The 16,079-nt window shown below is 69.0% G+C and carries 12 protein-coding genes; 8 read left to right on the top strand and 4 right to left on the bottom strand.

The features are described 5' to 3' along the window. The 3 genes from QR77_RS40930 to QR77_RS42700 form a co-directional block, all read left to right on the top strand. The coding region (locus QR77_RS40930) for an MmgE/PrpD family protein (protein WP_078877956.1) at nt 1-1,279 on the top strand (1,279 nt) is incomplete at its 5' end. Nucleotides 1,280-1,347: 68 nt separating this feature from the next. After that, the gene (locus tag QR77_RS40935) at nt 1,348-2,154 is read left to right on the top strand and encodes a PaaX family transcriptional regulator C-terminal domain-containing protein (protein WP_052489494.1); all 807 of its coding nucleotides are present in this window, start codon (nt 1,348-1,350) and stop codon (nt 2,152-2,154) included. A 42-nt stretch (nt 2,155-2,196) separates the two neighbouring features. Then, entirely contained in the window at nt 2,197-3,195 is a 999-nt protein-coding gene (locus QR77_RS42700) for an amidohydrolase family protein (protein WP_052489495.1), read from the top strand. Nucleotides 3,196-3,274: 79 nt separating this feature from the next. On the opposite strand, the gene QR77_RS40945 is transcribed toward QR77_RS42700, so the two are convergent. The 4 genes from QR77_RS40945 to QR77_RS40960 all read right to left on the bottom strand — a co-directional run bounded on the left by QR77_RS40945 (nt 3,275) and on the right by QR77_RS40960 (nt 8,295). Continuing rightward, nucleotides 3,275-4,801 (bottom strand): FAD/NAD(P)-binding protein, encoded by a 1,527-nt coding sequence (locus QR77_RS40945; RefSeq protein WP_078877719.1) that lies wholly within the window; start codon nt 4,799-4,801, stop codon nt 3,275-3,277. A 9-nt stretch (nt 4,802-4,810) separates the two neighbouring features. Beyond that, nucleotides 4,811-5,638 carry a methyltransferase domain-containing protein gene (locus QR77_RS42705; protein WP_052489496.1) on the bottom strand — a complete coding sequence of 276 codons (828 nt, stop codon included), beginning with the start codon at nt 5,636-5,638 and terminating at the stop codon, nt 4,811-4,813. Further along, entirely contained in the window at nt 5,635-6,885 is a 1,251-nt protein-coding gene (locus QR77_RS40955; RefSeq protein ID WP_040026954.1) for an ATP-grasp domain-containing protein, read from the bottom strand. The genes QR77_RS42705 and QR77_RS40955 overlap by 4 nt, the downstream gene beginning before the upstream one ends. Before the next feature lie 579 nt (nt 6,886-7,464). Continuing rightward, entirely contained in the window at nt 7,465-8,295 is an 831-nt protein-coding gene (locus QR77_RS40960) for a FadR/GntR family transcriptional regulator (RefSeq protein ID WP_063798145.1), read from the bottom strand. A gap of 357 nt (nt 8,296-8,652) precedes the next feature. Between QR77_RS40960 and QR77_RS40965 the strand changes: the two genes are divergently transcribed. The 5 genes from QR77_RS40965 (at nt 8,653) to QR77_RS40985 (ending at nt 15,936) form a co-directional block, all read left to right on the top strand. Then, entirely contained in the window at nt 8,653-11,193 is a 2,541-nt protein-coding gene (locus QR77_RS40965) for an NPCBM/NEW2 domain-containing protein (RefSeq protein ID WP_201778872.1), read from the top strand. Nucleotides 11,194-11,257: 64 nt separating this feature from the next. Then, the gene (locus QR77_RS40970; RefSeq protein WP_052489497.1) at nt 11,258-12,283 is read left to right on the top strand and encodes a substrate-binding domain-containing protein; all 1,026 of its coding nucleotides are present in this window, start codon (nt 11,258-11,260) and stop codon (nt 12,281-12,283) included. Nucleotides 12,284-12,323: 40 nt separating this feature from the next. Next, nucleotides 12,324-13,877: a sugar ABC transporter ATP-binding protein gene (locus QR77_RS40975; RefSeq protein WP_052489498.1), complete on the top strand. Its 1,554-nt coding sequence runs from the start codon at nt 12,324-12,326 to the stop codon at nt 13,875-13,877. Next, nucleotides 13,874-14,905, top strand: coding sequence for an ABC transporter permease (locus tag QR77_RS40980; protein WP_040026957.1), 1,032 nt, complete (start codon nt 13,874-13,876; stop codon nt 14,903-14,905). Before QR77_RS40975 ends, QR77_RS40980 begins: the two co-directional genes overlap by 4 nt. Before the next feature lie 77 nt (nt 14,906-14,982). Continuing rightward, a complete protein-coding gene (locus QR77_RS40985) occupies nt 14,983-15,936 on the top strand; it encodes an aminoglycoside phosphotransferase family protein (protein WP_040026958.1) in 954 nt (317 codons plus the stop codon). Nucleotides 15,937-16,079: the final 143 nt, after the last annotated feature.

The following is a 16,079-nucleotide window of genomic DNA, read 5'->3' on the forward strand; positions in this document are numbered from 1 at the left end:
GGCCACCGTGCGCGCCTCGGCGCGGGCGCACCTGACCGACGCGCTCGGCGGCATTCTGGCGGGACACACCACCCTGCACCCGGCCGTACGTCGGCTCGGGAACCTGGACGGCGGGCGGCAGGGGCCGGGCGGCGCGGCCCGTCGTACCGCGTTCACCTGCGGTGTCTACGCGAACTGCTGGGAGGTCGGCGCCATCCACCGGGCGTCCGTGGTGTGTCCCGGCTATGTGGTGCTCCCCGCCGTCCTCGGCGTCCTCGGCACATGCCCCGCCCTCACCTGGGAGGAGATCCTTCGGGCGTGTCTCGTCGGCTACGAGGTCGCCGTCGCCGCCGCGATCGCCGTCCGCGGCGACCTGCTGATCCAGCGCGGCTGGTGGCCGACCGCACTGCTCGCGCCGCTCGGCGGGGCGGCGGCCGTCTCCGTCCTGCTGGGGCACTCCCGGACAGTCACCGCGTCGGCGATCGCGCTGGCCGCCCAGCACGCCGGCGGCAGCGTGGCGGGTACGACGGCCGACTCCGACGGACGGTATCTGCTGAGCGGGCTCGCCGCCGAGCGCGCCGTGGACGCCGCGTTCACCGCGGGCGCGGGCTGGCGCGGCCCCCTCGACATCCTCGACGACCCCCGGTCGCCACTGCGCCGGGAGCCCGGCAGGGCCCTCCCCGGCAGCTATCTGCTTCCGGAGCTGAGCATGAAGGGGCACGCCGGCGCGAAGCATCTGCAGGCCGCGATCGACGCGGTACTCACCGTTCGCGCCGACGCCGGAGGGGCACCGGTACGCCGTATCGAGTGCGGGCTGCCCGCCCGGCTGGCCGGGGTGGTCAACCGTCCGCCGCCGTTCGGCTCGCCGCTGAACGCCCTGGCCAGCGCGCAGTTCATCCTCGCCGTGGCCGCCGTGCGGGGGCACTGCACACCGTGGGACTTCACCCCCGAGACACTGACCGACGACACGGTGCTCGCCCTCGCCCGGCAGGTGACCGTGACCCCGGCCGCCTCTCCCGCCTCAGGGGAGCCCGCGGCCTGGGGCGCCACCGTCGACGTGACCACCGTGTCCGGGACGGTCCGCGTCGAGCGCCGGTGGGCCAAAGGAGATCCCGGCAACGAGCTGACCGGAGCCGAACTCACCGAGAAATTCGTGACGCTGGCCGGCCGGTCACTCGGCGAGGGACCGGCGGGGGAACTGGCCGGGCTGCTGCTCGGCGCCGACGGCGAGACGCCGCTGTCGGCGCTCGCCGAGTACGTACTGCCGTTGCTGCACCGGCGCGAGGCGAGTCCGGCGTAGATTCTCCGTACGCTCCCAGCTCCGTGCTGATCACCCCCCACCAGCAGACGGCAGAGAGGACCCATCGGATGCCTACGCCGCAGTCCGTGCTGATGACCATGCTCGGCCGTTACTGCGTCGACGACAACCCTCCCATCGCCACCTCGGGTTACATCGACGTCCTCGGCCGGATCGACGTGTCGGAACACGCCACCCGGCTGACCGTGACCCGGATGACGGAGAGAGGTCTGCTGGAGCGTCAACGCCGAGGCAGAATCGCCTACTTCAAGGCCACCGAGGTGGCTTTGAACGTCGTACGCAACCAGGACAGGCGCACCTTCGAGAACTCGACAGGACCGTCGGGCCCCGAAGGAGTGTGGACCATCCTCAGCTTCTCGATGCCGGAGACACAGCGCAACGAACGGCACCTGCTGCGCAGGCGTCTCGCCTGGGAGGGCTTCGGCCTGCTGCGGGACGGAGTGTGGATCGCGCCGGGGGACCACGATCTCGGGGACGTGCTCGACCAGTTGCTGCCCACCGGGGTGGGCCGCAGGGTGGAGGCGTTCACCGCCTATCCGAAGTTCAGCGATGTGAAGGGCATGATCTCCCGGACCTGGCAGCTCGACGAACTCACCGAACGCTACGAGCAGTTCCTCGGTGAATGGGACGTTCCCACACCGGCCCCCGGGGTGCGGGACGCCCTCGGCAAGGATCTGCTCCTGATCACCTCATGGCGCCAGCTCCTGCGGGAGACACCCCGACTGCCCGCAGCGCACCTGCCGGACGACTGGCCGGCGGAACGCTGTCTGGAACTGTTCCGCACCCTCCACGCCGCCTACGACCGGGAGGCCCGCGACCTGTTCGCAGGGGTTCTGGCGCGCAGCGCCCAGGACTGAACCCGACGATCCACCGCGCCCACCACACAAGGAGTGAGGCAATTGCGCGCCGTCGACACACACTTCCACTGGTTCCCCCGCTCGCACATGGAGACGATGGCCCGCCGCGCGGACCATCCGCGTACCGAACCGCACGGGGACGGATACCGCTACCACTACAACCGCGGACGCAGCTTCCTGCCGCTGCCAGGTGTGTGGTTCGACCTGGAGGCCGGGCTCGCCGCCACCGAAGCGGTGACCGGGCCCGACACCGCCGTGGTGTGCACCACCGGTGTGCTGTCCGGGCTGCTCGACCAACTGCCGCTCACGGAGGCTGTCGACGAGGCGTACGCCTACAACGCGGAGATCGCGAAGGCACAGCGCGAACACACCGGCCGGTTCTTCGGCACCGCGGCGGTTCCGCTGCTCGACACCGAGCAGGCGCTGGCCGTGCTCGACCACGCCATCGGCGAACTCGACCTGCGGGGGGTGAACCTGCCGCCGATGACCGGCGGCGAGACGATCGACGCCGAGCGTCTGGAACCGTTCTACGCGCGCGTCGCCGAACTGGGCGTGCCACTGATCGTCCATCCCACGGACATCGCCTTCGGCGAGGCACTGGACGGCTACGACCAGGCGTTCCAGCGCACCGTTGGACGGCTGCTCGACTCCAGCGTCACGGTGCTGCGGCTGATCTTCAGCGGCATCCTGGAGTGCCACCCGGGGCTGAAGGTGGTCCAGACCCACGCCGGCGGGCTGCTGCCTTACCAGGCGGGCCGGATCGACAAGAACGCCAGGATCGCCGCGCTGCCCGAGCCGCCGAGTGCGTACCTGCGGAGACTGTTCGTGGACACCGTCGCTCCACAGGCGCTGACGATCCGTACGGCGGTCGAGTTCTTCGGCGCCGACCACGTCCTGTACGGCACCGACTACCCGTGCTGGAGCCAGCGGGCCGCCGTGGACGTCATCGATGAGGCGGGTCTGACCGACGAGGACCGCGAACTGGTGATGTCGGCGAACGCGCCCACCGTCTTCGACCTGAGCCACGACGGGACCGGATGACCTCCGCAGCGCCGGCCCGTCATTGCCGACACGGCGCGACAGCGGCTGTTCACCCCCGGCGTCGAGCCTCATGCGGTGGTCAGGGGGTGAGCAGACCTGGTGGGGCCGAGGCCGCGCTGGTCGGGGAGTCGGCGGCGATCGCCGCGGCGATCGCTTCGCTGCGCCATACGAGCATCGGTACGCCGGACATGTAGTAGTGGGTGCCGCTCGTGAGGTAGCCCAGGGCGAGAAGCGACCGCTGGGGCCTCCCGCTCCGGTCGACGAGCCGCCCGGTTTCCGGCTGCACGCGCAAGCCACCGTCCGGGTGCCGTTGTCCGCCCCCGTTACGGATCAGTGAGTCCATCAGTTCATGGGCGCCTGCGGGCGTGGCTGGACGGTCCGTCGGTGCCGCGGTCGCGGCGGCGATCACGACGTCGGCTTCTACCGCGTGGTGCTGCGCCATGACCAGGAATCCCCGCTTCGTGGGCGTGACGTCCTCAAGGCCGCGTAGGACGCGCAACTGACCGCTGTCGGCCATCTCGACGAGTGTGCCGGCTGTTGCGGCGGGCATGGGGGAGGTGAAGCTCGCCCACAGTCGGTGGTAGCGGCGGAAGAACTGCCGCCGATCGCTGCGGGGCAGAGTCGGCCACCAATGGTGCACGGTGGTGATCAGAGCCCAGGTGGTGACCTGGAGCCAGTCGACGTCCCGTACGTGCTCCCGGTCGGCGAGTTGTCGGCGTACACGTCTCAAACCCCAGTCCGCCATGGTCGTCTCGGCGGCGATCTGCCCTGGCGTGGCCCCGGCGAGAAGTGCTTCCGCCCGGGCCAGAGCGGCCACCATCGACAACCGCGGAGGTGAGGACGAGCGCTCGAGCCGGTCCCGGACGGTCTCCGGGGTCATCACCGTCGGCCGCCCACCCTGTCGTGGGCGGCGCACGGCAGCCAGGATGCCGTCGCGGGAAAGCAGTGTGATCCGCCCCTGATGTCTTTGGGCCCGCAGTCCCAGGACGGTGTCGACGGCGGTGAGCCCGCAGCCGATGACGGCCACGGAGGCCGACGGATGAACGGTGTCAAGAGTGGCTGCCACGGGATAGGGCCGGCTGATGTAGGACGGGTGACCGGCGAGTTTGTAGGGGTCGTAACCGGACGGGTCTCCGACGCACAGCACCGCGTGGTCGCACGGGACGGTGGCCCCGCCCTCCAGGCCGACCAGTGCCTTGTCACCGTCGGGCGCGACACTCACAACGCGTCGGCGCAGCCACGTAACCGACCATCCGGCGGCCGTCAGGCCGTCCAGGGTCTGGGAGAGGCTTTCCTCGAGGTAGCGGCCGTAGACGTGCCGCGGCGGGAAGACTTCCTGCGTCCACAGTTCGGAAGCACAGCTCCCGTCGTGGTGACGGGCGAGCCACCGCTGTGCGTGCTCCGGATCGTTCGGGTCCAGCGTCATCATGGCGGGCGGGGCGTTCACCACGATCTCGTCACGGTCCATCCGGTACGCCCTGCCGCGCCACAGATGGTCCGAGGGCTCCACGATCACGAGGTCGACATCTCGTGAGCCGAGTGCGCGGGCGAGGGCCATGACGAGACATGCCGCGGCTGTGCCCCCGCCCACAACGCAGATACGCATGCGCGGCTCCTAGGCTCTCGGGGGCGTCGTGCCGGCGGCTGGGTGCTTGCGAGCCAGCGCGAAGCGGTAGGTGATGCTGCCGACGAACCCTTCGTCGTGTGCCCTGCGTCGCGCTTCGTTCTTCAGCGAGCGAGCGAGGTCTTTGCCGATCGTCCCGCTGTCGAGCATCGTGTCCACGCCTCGGTCGATGATGGTGTACGCGTAGGCCGAGTGCGCGGCCGTGTAGTTGTGGGCACCTTCCTGCATGAGCTGGAAGCCGGCCGCCTCCAGCAGGCGCGGGAGGGATCGCAGGTCGTGCGTGTTCACGACGTACTGTGCGCGCCAGGCGGCCACGCAAGCGTTCAGCGGATCGTGCGGGCCCAGCGAGAAGTCTGCCGATGCGTAGTCGCCGTCCAGTACGGCGATCTGCCCTCCCTGGCGGCACACCCTGTGTGCCTCTTGGAGCACCGAGCGGATGTCCGGAGTGTGGCTGAGCAACGTGTACATGAGGACCGTCGGGAACGACTCGGCGGCGAACGGCAGCCGGTGCGCGTCGGCGGCCAGGAGCCTGAGGTTCCCCGCTGTTCCGCTCGATCGGCCGGCCATCCTCAACAGGTCGACACTGTGGTCGATGCCGACAACTGTGGCGGTACGCGCCCGGTCGCAGAGGTCGGCGAGAAGTTCACCGGAACCACAGCCGATCTCCAGCAGCGGTCCGGCGGTGACATCGACGGCCGTGAGGAAACGCTGCAGCATCCGGTACTGGTCCGGGTCCTGCCTGCGGGAGTGCAGCACTGACGCGATCTGCTGCGTGGTCTCGCAATCACACGCGGCCAGCGAGGAGAACACGTCGTTCATGTACAGCCGCTTCCCGTGGTCGGTGCAGGCGTGACGCGGAAAAGGGCCCCTTCGTCCTCCAGTCTGCTCAGCGCCTCGAGAGACTTCCGGACCACGGACTCCTGGGGATGGACGAAGTAGACGATCCCTGTCCTGCCCTTGGTCAGGGTGTTCTTCCGGATCGCTTGCCCGACGCACGGCAGTCCCCGCACGCTGTGGAAACCCGGGAGCCGGCGTACGGATGCCAGACCCGGCACCGCCGTCAGGACTCCGGACTCCCAGCAACGCACGAACGCCTTGCCCATCACCTGCGGCGGAGCGTAGGTGCGGGAGGAGTGGGCCTTGAACGACTCGGGGTCGTCGAGGCTCTCCGCCAGTAAGTGCTGCTGGCTGCTGCCGAACGCGGCGAAGTACGGATCGGGGTGGAGCACCGGCCCCAGGATGCGCGCATTGACCTCGATGAGGCGCGGGCCGTCACAGGTGAGGCGCACGTCCGCGTTGGCCGCGCCATGACGAATACCCAGAGCGTCCAGGCAGTCGAGGGTGTGGGACACCACGTCCCGCTCGGCTGCCCCAAGGCTTGGGGAGCTGACGTTGTACCGGCGTACCGGAAGGCCGTCGAGCTCCTCGATGACATTTCGTGCCACCTCACACACCACATGCCGGCCGTCCAGACTCACCGTTGTCACGACGTACTGCTCACCTTGCAGATACTCCTGTACGAAAATCTTGTCGTTCGGCAGACCCACGAGGTTCATCTGTCGGTGAATGTCCAGGAAGTGTGTCACCGCCGCTTTTTCCGACCAGCACACCCTGCAGCCGTCACTGCCGGAGCTCTGGCTGGGCTTCACGACCACAGGAAGTCCAAGGCGCCGCAGTGCCCTGGTCAGGTCGTCCACCGTTTCGACCGCGGCCTGCCCCGCGCAGGGCACGCCGGCCCTCCGCAGAGCTTCGCCCATCAGCGCCTTGTCCCGCCGCGCGGCGGCCGTATCGTCCTCGTTGCGCGGCAGGCCCAGGGCCGCTGCGAGGTCATGGGCCAACGCGACGCCGAACTCGCTGCCGGGAACGACGTGCCGGATACCCCGGCGGCGCAGGGCGGCCGCCGTGTCCGCCGTGTTTTCACTCGCGATCAGGACAGGCGCGCCCGTGTCGCTCCTGGCTGTTCTTGAGAAGCGTTTCTCGTACAAGTGCACGAAGTCCTGGCCTCGTTCCCTGAGGGCGGAAGAGAGGAAGACGCCGCTGGAAAGGGGGTCGACCAAAGCGATCATGGTGGTCCTCTTGCTCGGCAGGGTGCTGGAAGCCTCTTCGGTAGCTGTTCAGTTGGGGTGTGTGGAGGTGTCCTTCCCGGGGTCGCCGGCAACGGCGACGTGGCCTCGGCCCCGCGCCGGAAAGTGCGCAACGCGCCAGGCGCGCGGCGCCGACGACCAGATCGCGTTCTTCGATCACGTTCTCTCAGGGACCGGCCGGTCATCCGCGACCGTTCGCGGCGGGCTGTCAGGAGGTGTGCCGGAGTGCGCCCCACGCACGAACAGGCAGGCCCAGCCCTGTCGACCCGACCCTCTGATCCGACACCGGTAGCCCCCCGGATCCGCGACACTCCGCGACCGTTCGACCGCGTCAGGTCACAGGCTAGGAGCGATGGAAGCGGCGAATTCGGCAAAGCGCCCAACAAGCCATGGAACGGGCCGGAAACGCTGCCTTGACTTTCGATCCCGCGCCGACCTGCTGGATCCCGAGTGAGCCGACTGACCGTTACGCCTCGGGTCGTCCGGGCCCGATCGGGACGCCCGCGATGCGGACGTCGAGCGGGAGTCCGCCGTCGTTCAGGCAGCGTCCCAGGTGTTCGTTCAGCGCGGTCTCGGTGAGGAAACGGGATGGAAGGTCCGGTCTTCTTCGGCGTGATGGCCGTCCGCCTCGTGTGTTGCCGGGGTGGCCGTGTCGCGGGAGGTGTCGCGGGCCGGAGGCGTCTTGGGCCGTTCGGCGTGCTCCCGGGCCTCGGCCAAGTCCCTGGCGGCCTGGCCGAGCAGCGCTTCCACCATCAGGCCGGCCTTGTCGGCGTCCTTGTCGAGTATCGCGGTGTAAAGGGCGCGGTGAGCGGGCATCGGGTCGGCCCCCTGCTCGCTGTGATGGACGAACCGATCACGGATCTGGAGTCCGGTGGCGAGGATGACCTCCATCCGGCTGAGCACTTCGTTGTGGGCCGCGTCCAACAGGGCGCGGTGGAAGCGGAGATCGGCGTCGACCATGATGTCCGGGTCCTGGAGAGCCGCCGCCATGTCGTCCAGCGCCGCCCGCATGGTGTCCAGGTCCTGCGAAGTGCGGCGCTGAGCGGCGAACCGGGCGGCGGGGGGTTCGACCATCGCGCGGACCTCGGCGAGCCGCTCCAGGAAGCCGAAGTCCGGGGGCAGTCTGCCCTGCCAACGCAGGATGTCGCCGTCGAGCAGGTTCCAGGACTCCCGGGGCAGCACGACCGTACCCCGTCTCTGACGGCTCTGTACCAGGCCCTTCGCGGCGAGGACCTTGAGGGCCTCCCGCACCACGGTCTTGCTGACGTCGAACTCCCCCTCCAGGTGCTCGGAGAAGAGCGGTACGCCCGGCGGGTAGTCGCCGCCGACGATGCGCACGCCTATCCGTTCGACGATCTGGCCGTGCAGTCCGCGGCCCTCATAACTCGCCATCGTTTCCCCACCCTTCCGTCGGTGCCACAGCACCACGTCCTTCCCATGCCGGTCGCGGACGAGGCATGGCGGAGCGTACGGACGATGCCTCCTCCCGATCGCCTGAGTTCACGGCAGCCTCCTGCATAAATTATGACAACACTGGCAGTGGGTGCAGGCGTTCGCAAGCTCGGCCGAGGCGGAAGCAAGTCCGCTGGAACCGTTGACTCCCGAATAATAAGTCGTAAATAATTCAAAAACCATCGAGGGCAACGATGCCTTCGGCACGGTCAGGAGCGCGGCATGCCAGCACGTTTGAGTGTGAGAGGGACCCGGTCGTCGCGTACCAGCGGCAGACGAAGGTCCCACCGGCGGATCTTGGCGGCGACAGCCATGGCGGCCACGGTGGCCCTGCTGGGCACCGCGGCTCCGGCCCTGGCGGCACAGCAGGACAAGCAGCCGGAGAAGCGACCCGCGAAGGCGGCCGCGGTCAACGACCTGGCGCGGACGCCCTATCAGGGCTGGAACACGTACTACGGTCTTGGCGCGAGTTTCACCGAGCAGACCATCAAGGACGAGGCCGACGCGATCGTCAGCCGCGGACTCAAGGCCGCGGGTTACAACTACGTATGGCTCGACGGCGGTTGGTGGAGCGGCACGCGGGACGCCTCCGGAAACATCACCGTCAGCTCCTCGCAGTGGCCGGACGGCATGAAGGCGGTGGCCGACTACATCCACTCCCTCGGCCTGAAGGCCGGCATCTACACAGACTCAGGGATCAACGGCTGCGGCGGCACCGACCAGGGCAGCTACGGCCACTACCAGCAGGACGTGAACCAGTTCGCGGGCTGGGGTTATGACGCGGTCAAGGTCGACTTCTGCGGTGCCGAGCAGCAGGGCCTGGATCCCGCCGTCGCCTACGGCCAGTTCAGCGACGCCCTCACGCACAACAGCAGTCACCGGCCGATGCTGTTCAACATCTGCAACCCGTTCGTTCCGTCCACCGGCGCGGCGCCGGGCCGATCGGCCTACGATTCCTACAAGTTCGGCCCCACCACCGGCAACTCCTGGCGTACGGACACCGACGTCGGCTTCTCGCACAACGTCGTGTTCTCGGATGTGCTGCGCAACCTGGACGACGACGCCAAGCATCCCGAGGCGGCCGGACCAGGCCACTGGAACGACCCCGACTACGTCGCCCCCGAACTGGGCATGACGCCCGACGAGGCCCAGGCGCAGTTCTCGATGTGGTCGGTCGTCGCGGCCCCGCTGATCATCGGCAGCGATGTGAAGTCGCTCTCCGCGAGCACGATTTCGATGCTCACCAACCGCGAGGTGCTGGCTGTCGACCAGGACCGCCTCGGCGTACAGGGCACGGCGATATCCACCAAGGGTGACACCCAGGTGTGGACCAAACCGCTGTCCAACGGTGACAAGGCGGTCGCGCTGTTCAACCGCGGCACGACCTCCCACGTCATTTCGACGACCGCCGCACAGGCCGGGCTGCCGCAGGCGAGCGACTACGCGCTGCGCGACGTGTGGAAGCACACCACCACCGAAACGGCCGGTGTCATCTCCGCGACAGTGGCCCCGCACAGCGCGGTGCTGCTGCGGGTCTCCCGCAACGGTGGCGCGTCGGCAAGTCCCTCGACCACACTGACGCCGCTGGACGTCACCGCGGCGGCCCAGGCCGCGAAGTCACTGGTACTGCCGGGCTCACCCTTCCTCGCCACGGCCGACTTCACCGACAACGGCAGGCGCCCGCTCAAGGACGTCTCCCTCGCGGTGGACGCGCCCACCGGATGGACCGTCACCGCGTTGGGCAGGCCCCGCGAAGCCGAACTGGGCACCGGCGGCAAGGTCCGGGGGAAGTGGCGGATCACTCCGCCGCCGGGCACCGAGCCGGCCACCGACGTTCTCACCGTGAGCGCCGCCTACAGCTCCAGCGCCGACGGTCCGCATCGCGTGTCGGAGAAGTCGACCGCGAGCCAGACCAGTTCCGTTCAGGTGCCCGTCGCGCCGCCCTCGGGCATCGGCGCGCTGAGCCACCATCCGTGGCTGGACGCCGGCAGCGGCTACCTGGTACCCAGGGTGGACCACGACGGCGCCGGCGGCGGACCGCTGGTGATGAACGGCACCACGTACCCCGAGGGCATCGGCGTCGCATCGCCCTCCACCGTGGACTTCTACGTCGGGGGCAACTGCTCCACGCTCACCGGCACGGTCGGCATCGACGACTCGGCCGACTTCGATCCCAGCGGCGGCACGGCCGGCTTCCAGATCCTGGGCGACGGTGTGAAGCTCTACGACAGCGGGCCGGTCACCCGCACCGCCACCCACGCCCTGTCGGTGAATCTGGGATCGGCGAAGGTCATCAGCCTGGTCGTCAGCGACGGCGGGGACGGCGGCTACAACGACCGCACCGACTGGGGAGGCATGCGGATCACCTGCGGCGCTCCGGCCGCGACGGTTCCCGCCGGGCCCTGGCCGCACTACGTCGCACCCGGCGACGAGTCCGCCTCGGCGACCAGCACCGACGACGCATACCCGGTGAGCAACGCGGTCGACGGACAGGTCACCACACAGTGGCACTCGCGGTCCGCCCCGGCCTCCGACCCGCCGCCGATCGCGCTCACCGTCGACCTCAAGTCGGCGCGGACCGTCACCGGACTCACCTACCAGCCCCGCCTCGACGGCGACAGCACCGGAACCATCACCGGCTACACGGTCGAGGTGAGCAGTGACGGCACCAACTACCGGCCGGCCGCCCCGGCGGGCACCTGGCCGCAGGACGCCCTGCTGAAGTCGGTGCAGATCGCGCCGGTCCAGGCTCGCTATGTGCGACTGACAGCGATCTCGGCCGCGAACGGCTCCGCGTCAGCGGCCGAGATCGCCGTGGCGGTCCACCCGGCAGGCTGAGCACCCGGACACCTCCTCGTACCTCTCGGACCATCGAACTTCCAGCACGACAGGCGGAGTTGACATGAAACGCAGCACCAGGACCTTGACGGGCACGAGCGCGGCGGCCGTCGCCGCGGCGCTCGCGCTGACGGGCTGTTCCAGCGGACAGACCTCCACCGATTCGTCCGGCGGCACGTCCACCGGCTCGAAGAGCGGCCAGATCACCATCGCCTATCTGCAGAAGCAGGGCGACCAGCAGTACTTCATCGACGAAGCGAACGGTGCCAAGGCCGCGGCGGCGAAGCTGGGCAAGGTCAAGATCGTCACGGTCAACCTGGGGACCGACTCCAACAAGGCGATCAGTGACATCGGCACAGAGGTCGGCCAGAAGGTCGACGGAATCGCCGTCGTCGTGCCCGACCAGAAGATCGGCCCTCAGATCATCCAGGCCGCCGGGAACATCCCGCTGGTGTCCTCGGACGACCCGATCAGCGACGGCTCGGGCAAGCCCGCACCGTTCGCGGGCTTCGACTCGGTGAAGATGGGCACCGAAGTCGGCACCAAAGCAGGCGAGTTGTTCAAGGCGGCCGGCTGGAAGGCGGCGGACACCCGGGTCATCGCCGCCTACCAGGAAGGTCTTTCGGACTGCCAGCAGCGCGAGCAGGGCGAGGAGAAGGGCTTCGCCGCCGCCTCCGGCGCGAAGGTCCCGATCGTCAAGGTCGGTACGGACAACTCCGTGGTCGACGCGCAGAACAAGACCGGCGCCGTGATCACGGCGAACCAGAACGTCAAGCACTGGGTCGTCTGGGGCTGCAACGACGAGAACGAGACCGGTGCCGTCACCGCACTGCAGAACGGCGACTTCGCCCCCGCCGACATCATCGGTGTCGGTCTGGGCGCCTACCTCACCTGCAAGGACTGGACGGCCAAGAAGGAAAGCGGCAACAAGGCCGCCCTGTTCATCGACGGTCACGCGGTGGGCGCCGCGGCGGTGAACGCGCTCGTCGCCAAGATCCGTAACGGTACGCCGCTGCCTCCGCAGTCGATCGCCAAGACGGCCCTGGTCGACGCCTCGAACTACGCCAAGGCCGGCGTCCAGTGCACCTGAGCCGGTCTCGACCCCACGTGATCCAGGAGTTTCCCTCGTCATGACGACCCCAGGATCGGCCGCGGCCGGGACGTCCACAGTGACGCCCCGGCTCCGGGCCGAGCAGATCAGCAAATTCTTCGGCCCGGTCCACGCACTCACCGAAGTCAGCCTGGACGTGCGAGCGGGCGAGGTGCTCGCGCTGATGGGTGAGAACGGCGCCGGGAAGTCGACGCTGCTACGCGTGCTCTCCGGTGACCATCAGCCGGACAACGGACGACTGTTGCTCAACGGCGAGCCCGTCACCCTGCACTCACCGAGCGAGGCGCACCGGGCCGGTCTGCGGGTGATCCAGCAGGAACCGGAGATCGTCCCGCACGTGTCCGTCGCGGAGAACATCTACCTCGGTGCCCTGCCGCGCCGCGGCCGACTGCTGGACAAGCGGGCGCTGTTCGCGCAGGTCCGCCGCGACCTGGAACGCTACGGCTTCCAGGACGTACTGGACCCCGGCACCATCGGCTCGCAACTGTCCGCCGCACAGCGGCAATTGGTGGAGATCCTGCGGGCACTGGCCGGCGAGGTCAGTGTCATCGCCTTCGACGAACCCACCTCCTCCCTCTCCGAACAAGAGGTGGAGGCGCTGTTCGGCCTGATCCGTCGCCTCCGGGACGACGGTGTCGCCGTTGTCTACGTGTCACACCGGATGTCCGAGATCTTCGCCATCGCGGACCGGGTGGCCGTGCTGCGCGACGGCCGCTACGTCGGTGACCGTACGGTGTCGGAGACCGACAGCACCGAGCTGGTGCGGATGATGGTGGGCCGCAACCTGGCGGACATGTTCGTACGGGAAACACGCGAGCCCGGCGACGTCGTGCTCTCGGTTCGCGGGCTGGTGACCGACGACGTACGGGACGTGAGCCTGGACATCAGAGCCGGTGAGGTGGTCGGCCTCGGAGGCCTGATCGGCGCCGGACGCTCCGAGTTGGCACATGCCATCGTCGGCGCGGTGCCGATTCACGAAGGCGGCGTAGAGGTGGCCGGGCGGCCGGTCCGGCTGCGCAGCCCGGCTGACGCCCTGCGCGCCGGGATAGGTCTCGCACCCGAAGAACGCAAGGCGCAGGCACTGCTGCTGCGCCGGTCGATCCGGGACAACATCACACTGGCCGTCCTCGACCGGCTCGCCAAGCTGCACGTGGTGCGGCGCAAGGCCGAAGCCGACATCGCCAGGCTCCACGTCGAGCAACTCTCCATCCGCACACCGTCGATCGAGGCGGAGGTCGCCACGCTCTCCGGCGGCAATCAGCAGAAGGTGGTGCTGGCCCGCTGGCTGGCCCACCGCCCCAAGGTACTCATCCTCGACGAACCCACCCGCGGTGTGGACGTCGGCGCCAAGGCCGAGATCTACTCGATCATCAACGACCTGGCCGCACAGGGCATGGCCCTGCTGGTCATCTCTTCGGAGATGCCCGAGCTGCTGGGCCTGTCCGACAGGATCCTGGTGATGCAGGGCGGCCGCGTGACCGGTGAGGTCACCAGGGCCGAGGCCACCGAAGAACGGGTCCTGGCGCTGGCCATGGCCGAAGACCTGAGCCCGACTGGAGCACAGCACCCATGAGCAAGACCGACACCCCCACCGCGCCCGCCGGGTCCGAGCCACGCGTGCGGCCACACCCCTTGCGTCACGCCCTGGATGTCGTCGGCGTGCAGAACCTGAGCCTGATCGTCGCCCTGATCGTGCTCTGCGCCGCGATAGGTTCGCAGAACTCCCACTTCTTCCTGGTCTCCAACATCAAGACGATCGGTACCACCGTCGCCATCGTGGGCATCCTGGCCGTGGTACAGACCACGGTCATGCTGCTGGGCGGCCTGGACATCTCGGTCGGCTCGGCGGCCGGACTCACCTCCGTTGCCTCCGCGATGGTCTTCACCAGCAGCGCCAGCGCGGGATTGGGCATCCTGGTCGGCCTGGTGGTCGGCATCGGCGTCGGACTGCTCAACGGCCTGGTGATCGTCTACGGCCGGGTCAACGCGGTCATCGCCACGCTGGCCACGTACGCCGCGCTGCGCGGTCTGGCCAACCTGATCTCCGACGGCCGGGCCCAGGGGTACACCGGCACCGACTCCACCTTCGTCTTCCTGGCCCGAGGCAGCATTATCGGCATCCCGATCCTGGTCTGGGTGCTGATCATCGTCGCCGCGCTGGTGCACCTGATGCTGCGGTACACCGACATCGGCCGCAACATCTATGCCACCGGCGGCAACCCCACAGCCGCCCGGCTCGCGGGCATCAACCTCAACCGGTACGTGGTCGGCTGTTACATCCTGGCCGGTTTCGTCGCGGGAATCGCCGGCATCCTGCTGACCGCCCGTACCGGTTCCGGCCAGCCCACCTCGGGCAGTCAGGGCCTGGAACTCCAGTCCATCACGGCCGCCGCACTGGGCGGGGTGGCGCTGCAGGGCGGCAAGGGCGGGATCTCCGGCACCATCCTCGCGGTCCTGCTGCTCGGCGTGCTGCAGAACGGCCTGACGATCCTGAACGTGAACTCCTTCTGGCAGGACATCGCCCAGGGTGCGCTGCTGATCGTGGCCGTGGTCATCCAGCAGCGCCGCAAGGGCCCCCGGGCGTACGGTCTGCCGGGCTGAGGTCTGCCCGGGCCGGGCAGGAGACACTCGAGTAAAAGCCTTTGCGCGTGCTGCCGTCCGGATGATGCGGTGGCGCGGTGACCAACCACACTGAGGCGGCGTCCGTCCGACCGTTGACCCTGGCTTGGGTGAGCCGGCACCTGGACAACGGCGAACGACTCGTCAGAACCGAGACGCTGCACGGCGGCATCACCGCCGAAATGCGGAGGCTGACCATCGGGGCGCGGGACGGAGGGACCCGTGACCTGGTGCTGCGGACCTTCGTCAACGTGGAGCAAGCCGAGAACTGGCTGAACCGGGAAGTCGGCGCCCTGACGCTGCTGGCGGGGGCCGATGTGCCGGCTCCTGGCCTGATCGCCGTTGATCCGACCGCCGCGCATTGCGAGTATCCGTCGCTCCTCATGACACATCTGCCGGGCCGGACCGTCCTCGACGACGAGGGTTTGGAGGCGCGAGTCCCTCTGCTGGCCCGTCAACTCGTGGCGATCCACACGCTGCGCCCTGCCGAGCGGCCCCTGAAGTACGAGGCGTTGACGACTGCCGACACCGTCGTGGCTCCGAAGTGCGCCGACGCGGCGGCATGGACCGCGGCGATCGACCTCATCCGCAAGCCTCCGCCGCGCTATGAAGGGCGATTCCTGCACCGGGACTTCCAACCCGGCAACGTGCTGTTCGACGTGCCGCCTCCCGGCCCGGCAGGCCCCCGGATCAGCGGCGTCGTCGACTGGGCGGCCACGTCCTGGGGCCCGGCGGACCTGGACGTCGCGCACTGCTCCACCAACCTCGCGCTGCTGCACGGACCGGCGTGGGGGCTGCGGTTCGCTCAGGCGTATGAGGAGGCCGGCGGGGCACTGGCAGCGGTCGCGAGCGAACGGCTGTACTGGCAGGTACGGGACGCGCTGGCGTTCTCGGAAGAAGTACAGCAGGTCACACAGCCATGGCGGGAAGCAGGGAGGACTGAGCTGACGACGCGAACCGTGGAGGAGCGGCTGGATGCCTACGTCACCGCCCTGTTGGACACGCGGGGCTGAGCCGAGACGGTCCGGGGCACGGCGCCGAGCGACGGCCCCTGCCTCCACTCACGGACGCCATCACCGGGGGCGTGCGAGCGGCGACACGCCGACTGGGATCCGAAGCACTCCCGCCACCCGTAGTGATCCCGATCCTGTGTGCA

It is taken from the genome of Streptomyces sp. 150FB (assembly GCF_000818195.1).
GTDB lineage: Bacteria > Actinomycetota > Actinomycetes > Streptomycetales > Streptomycetaceae > Streptomyces.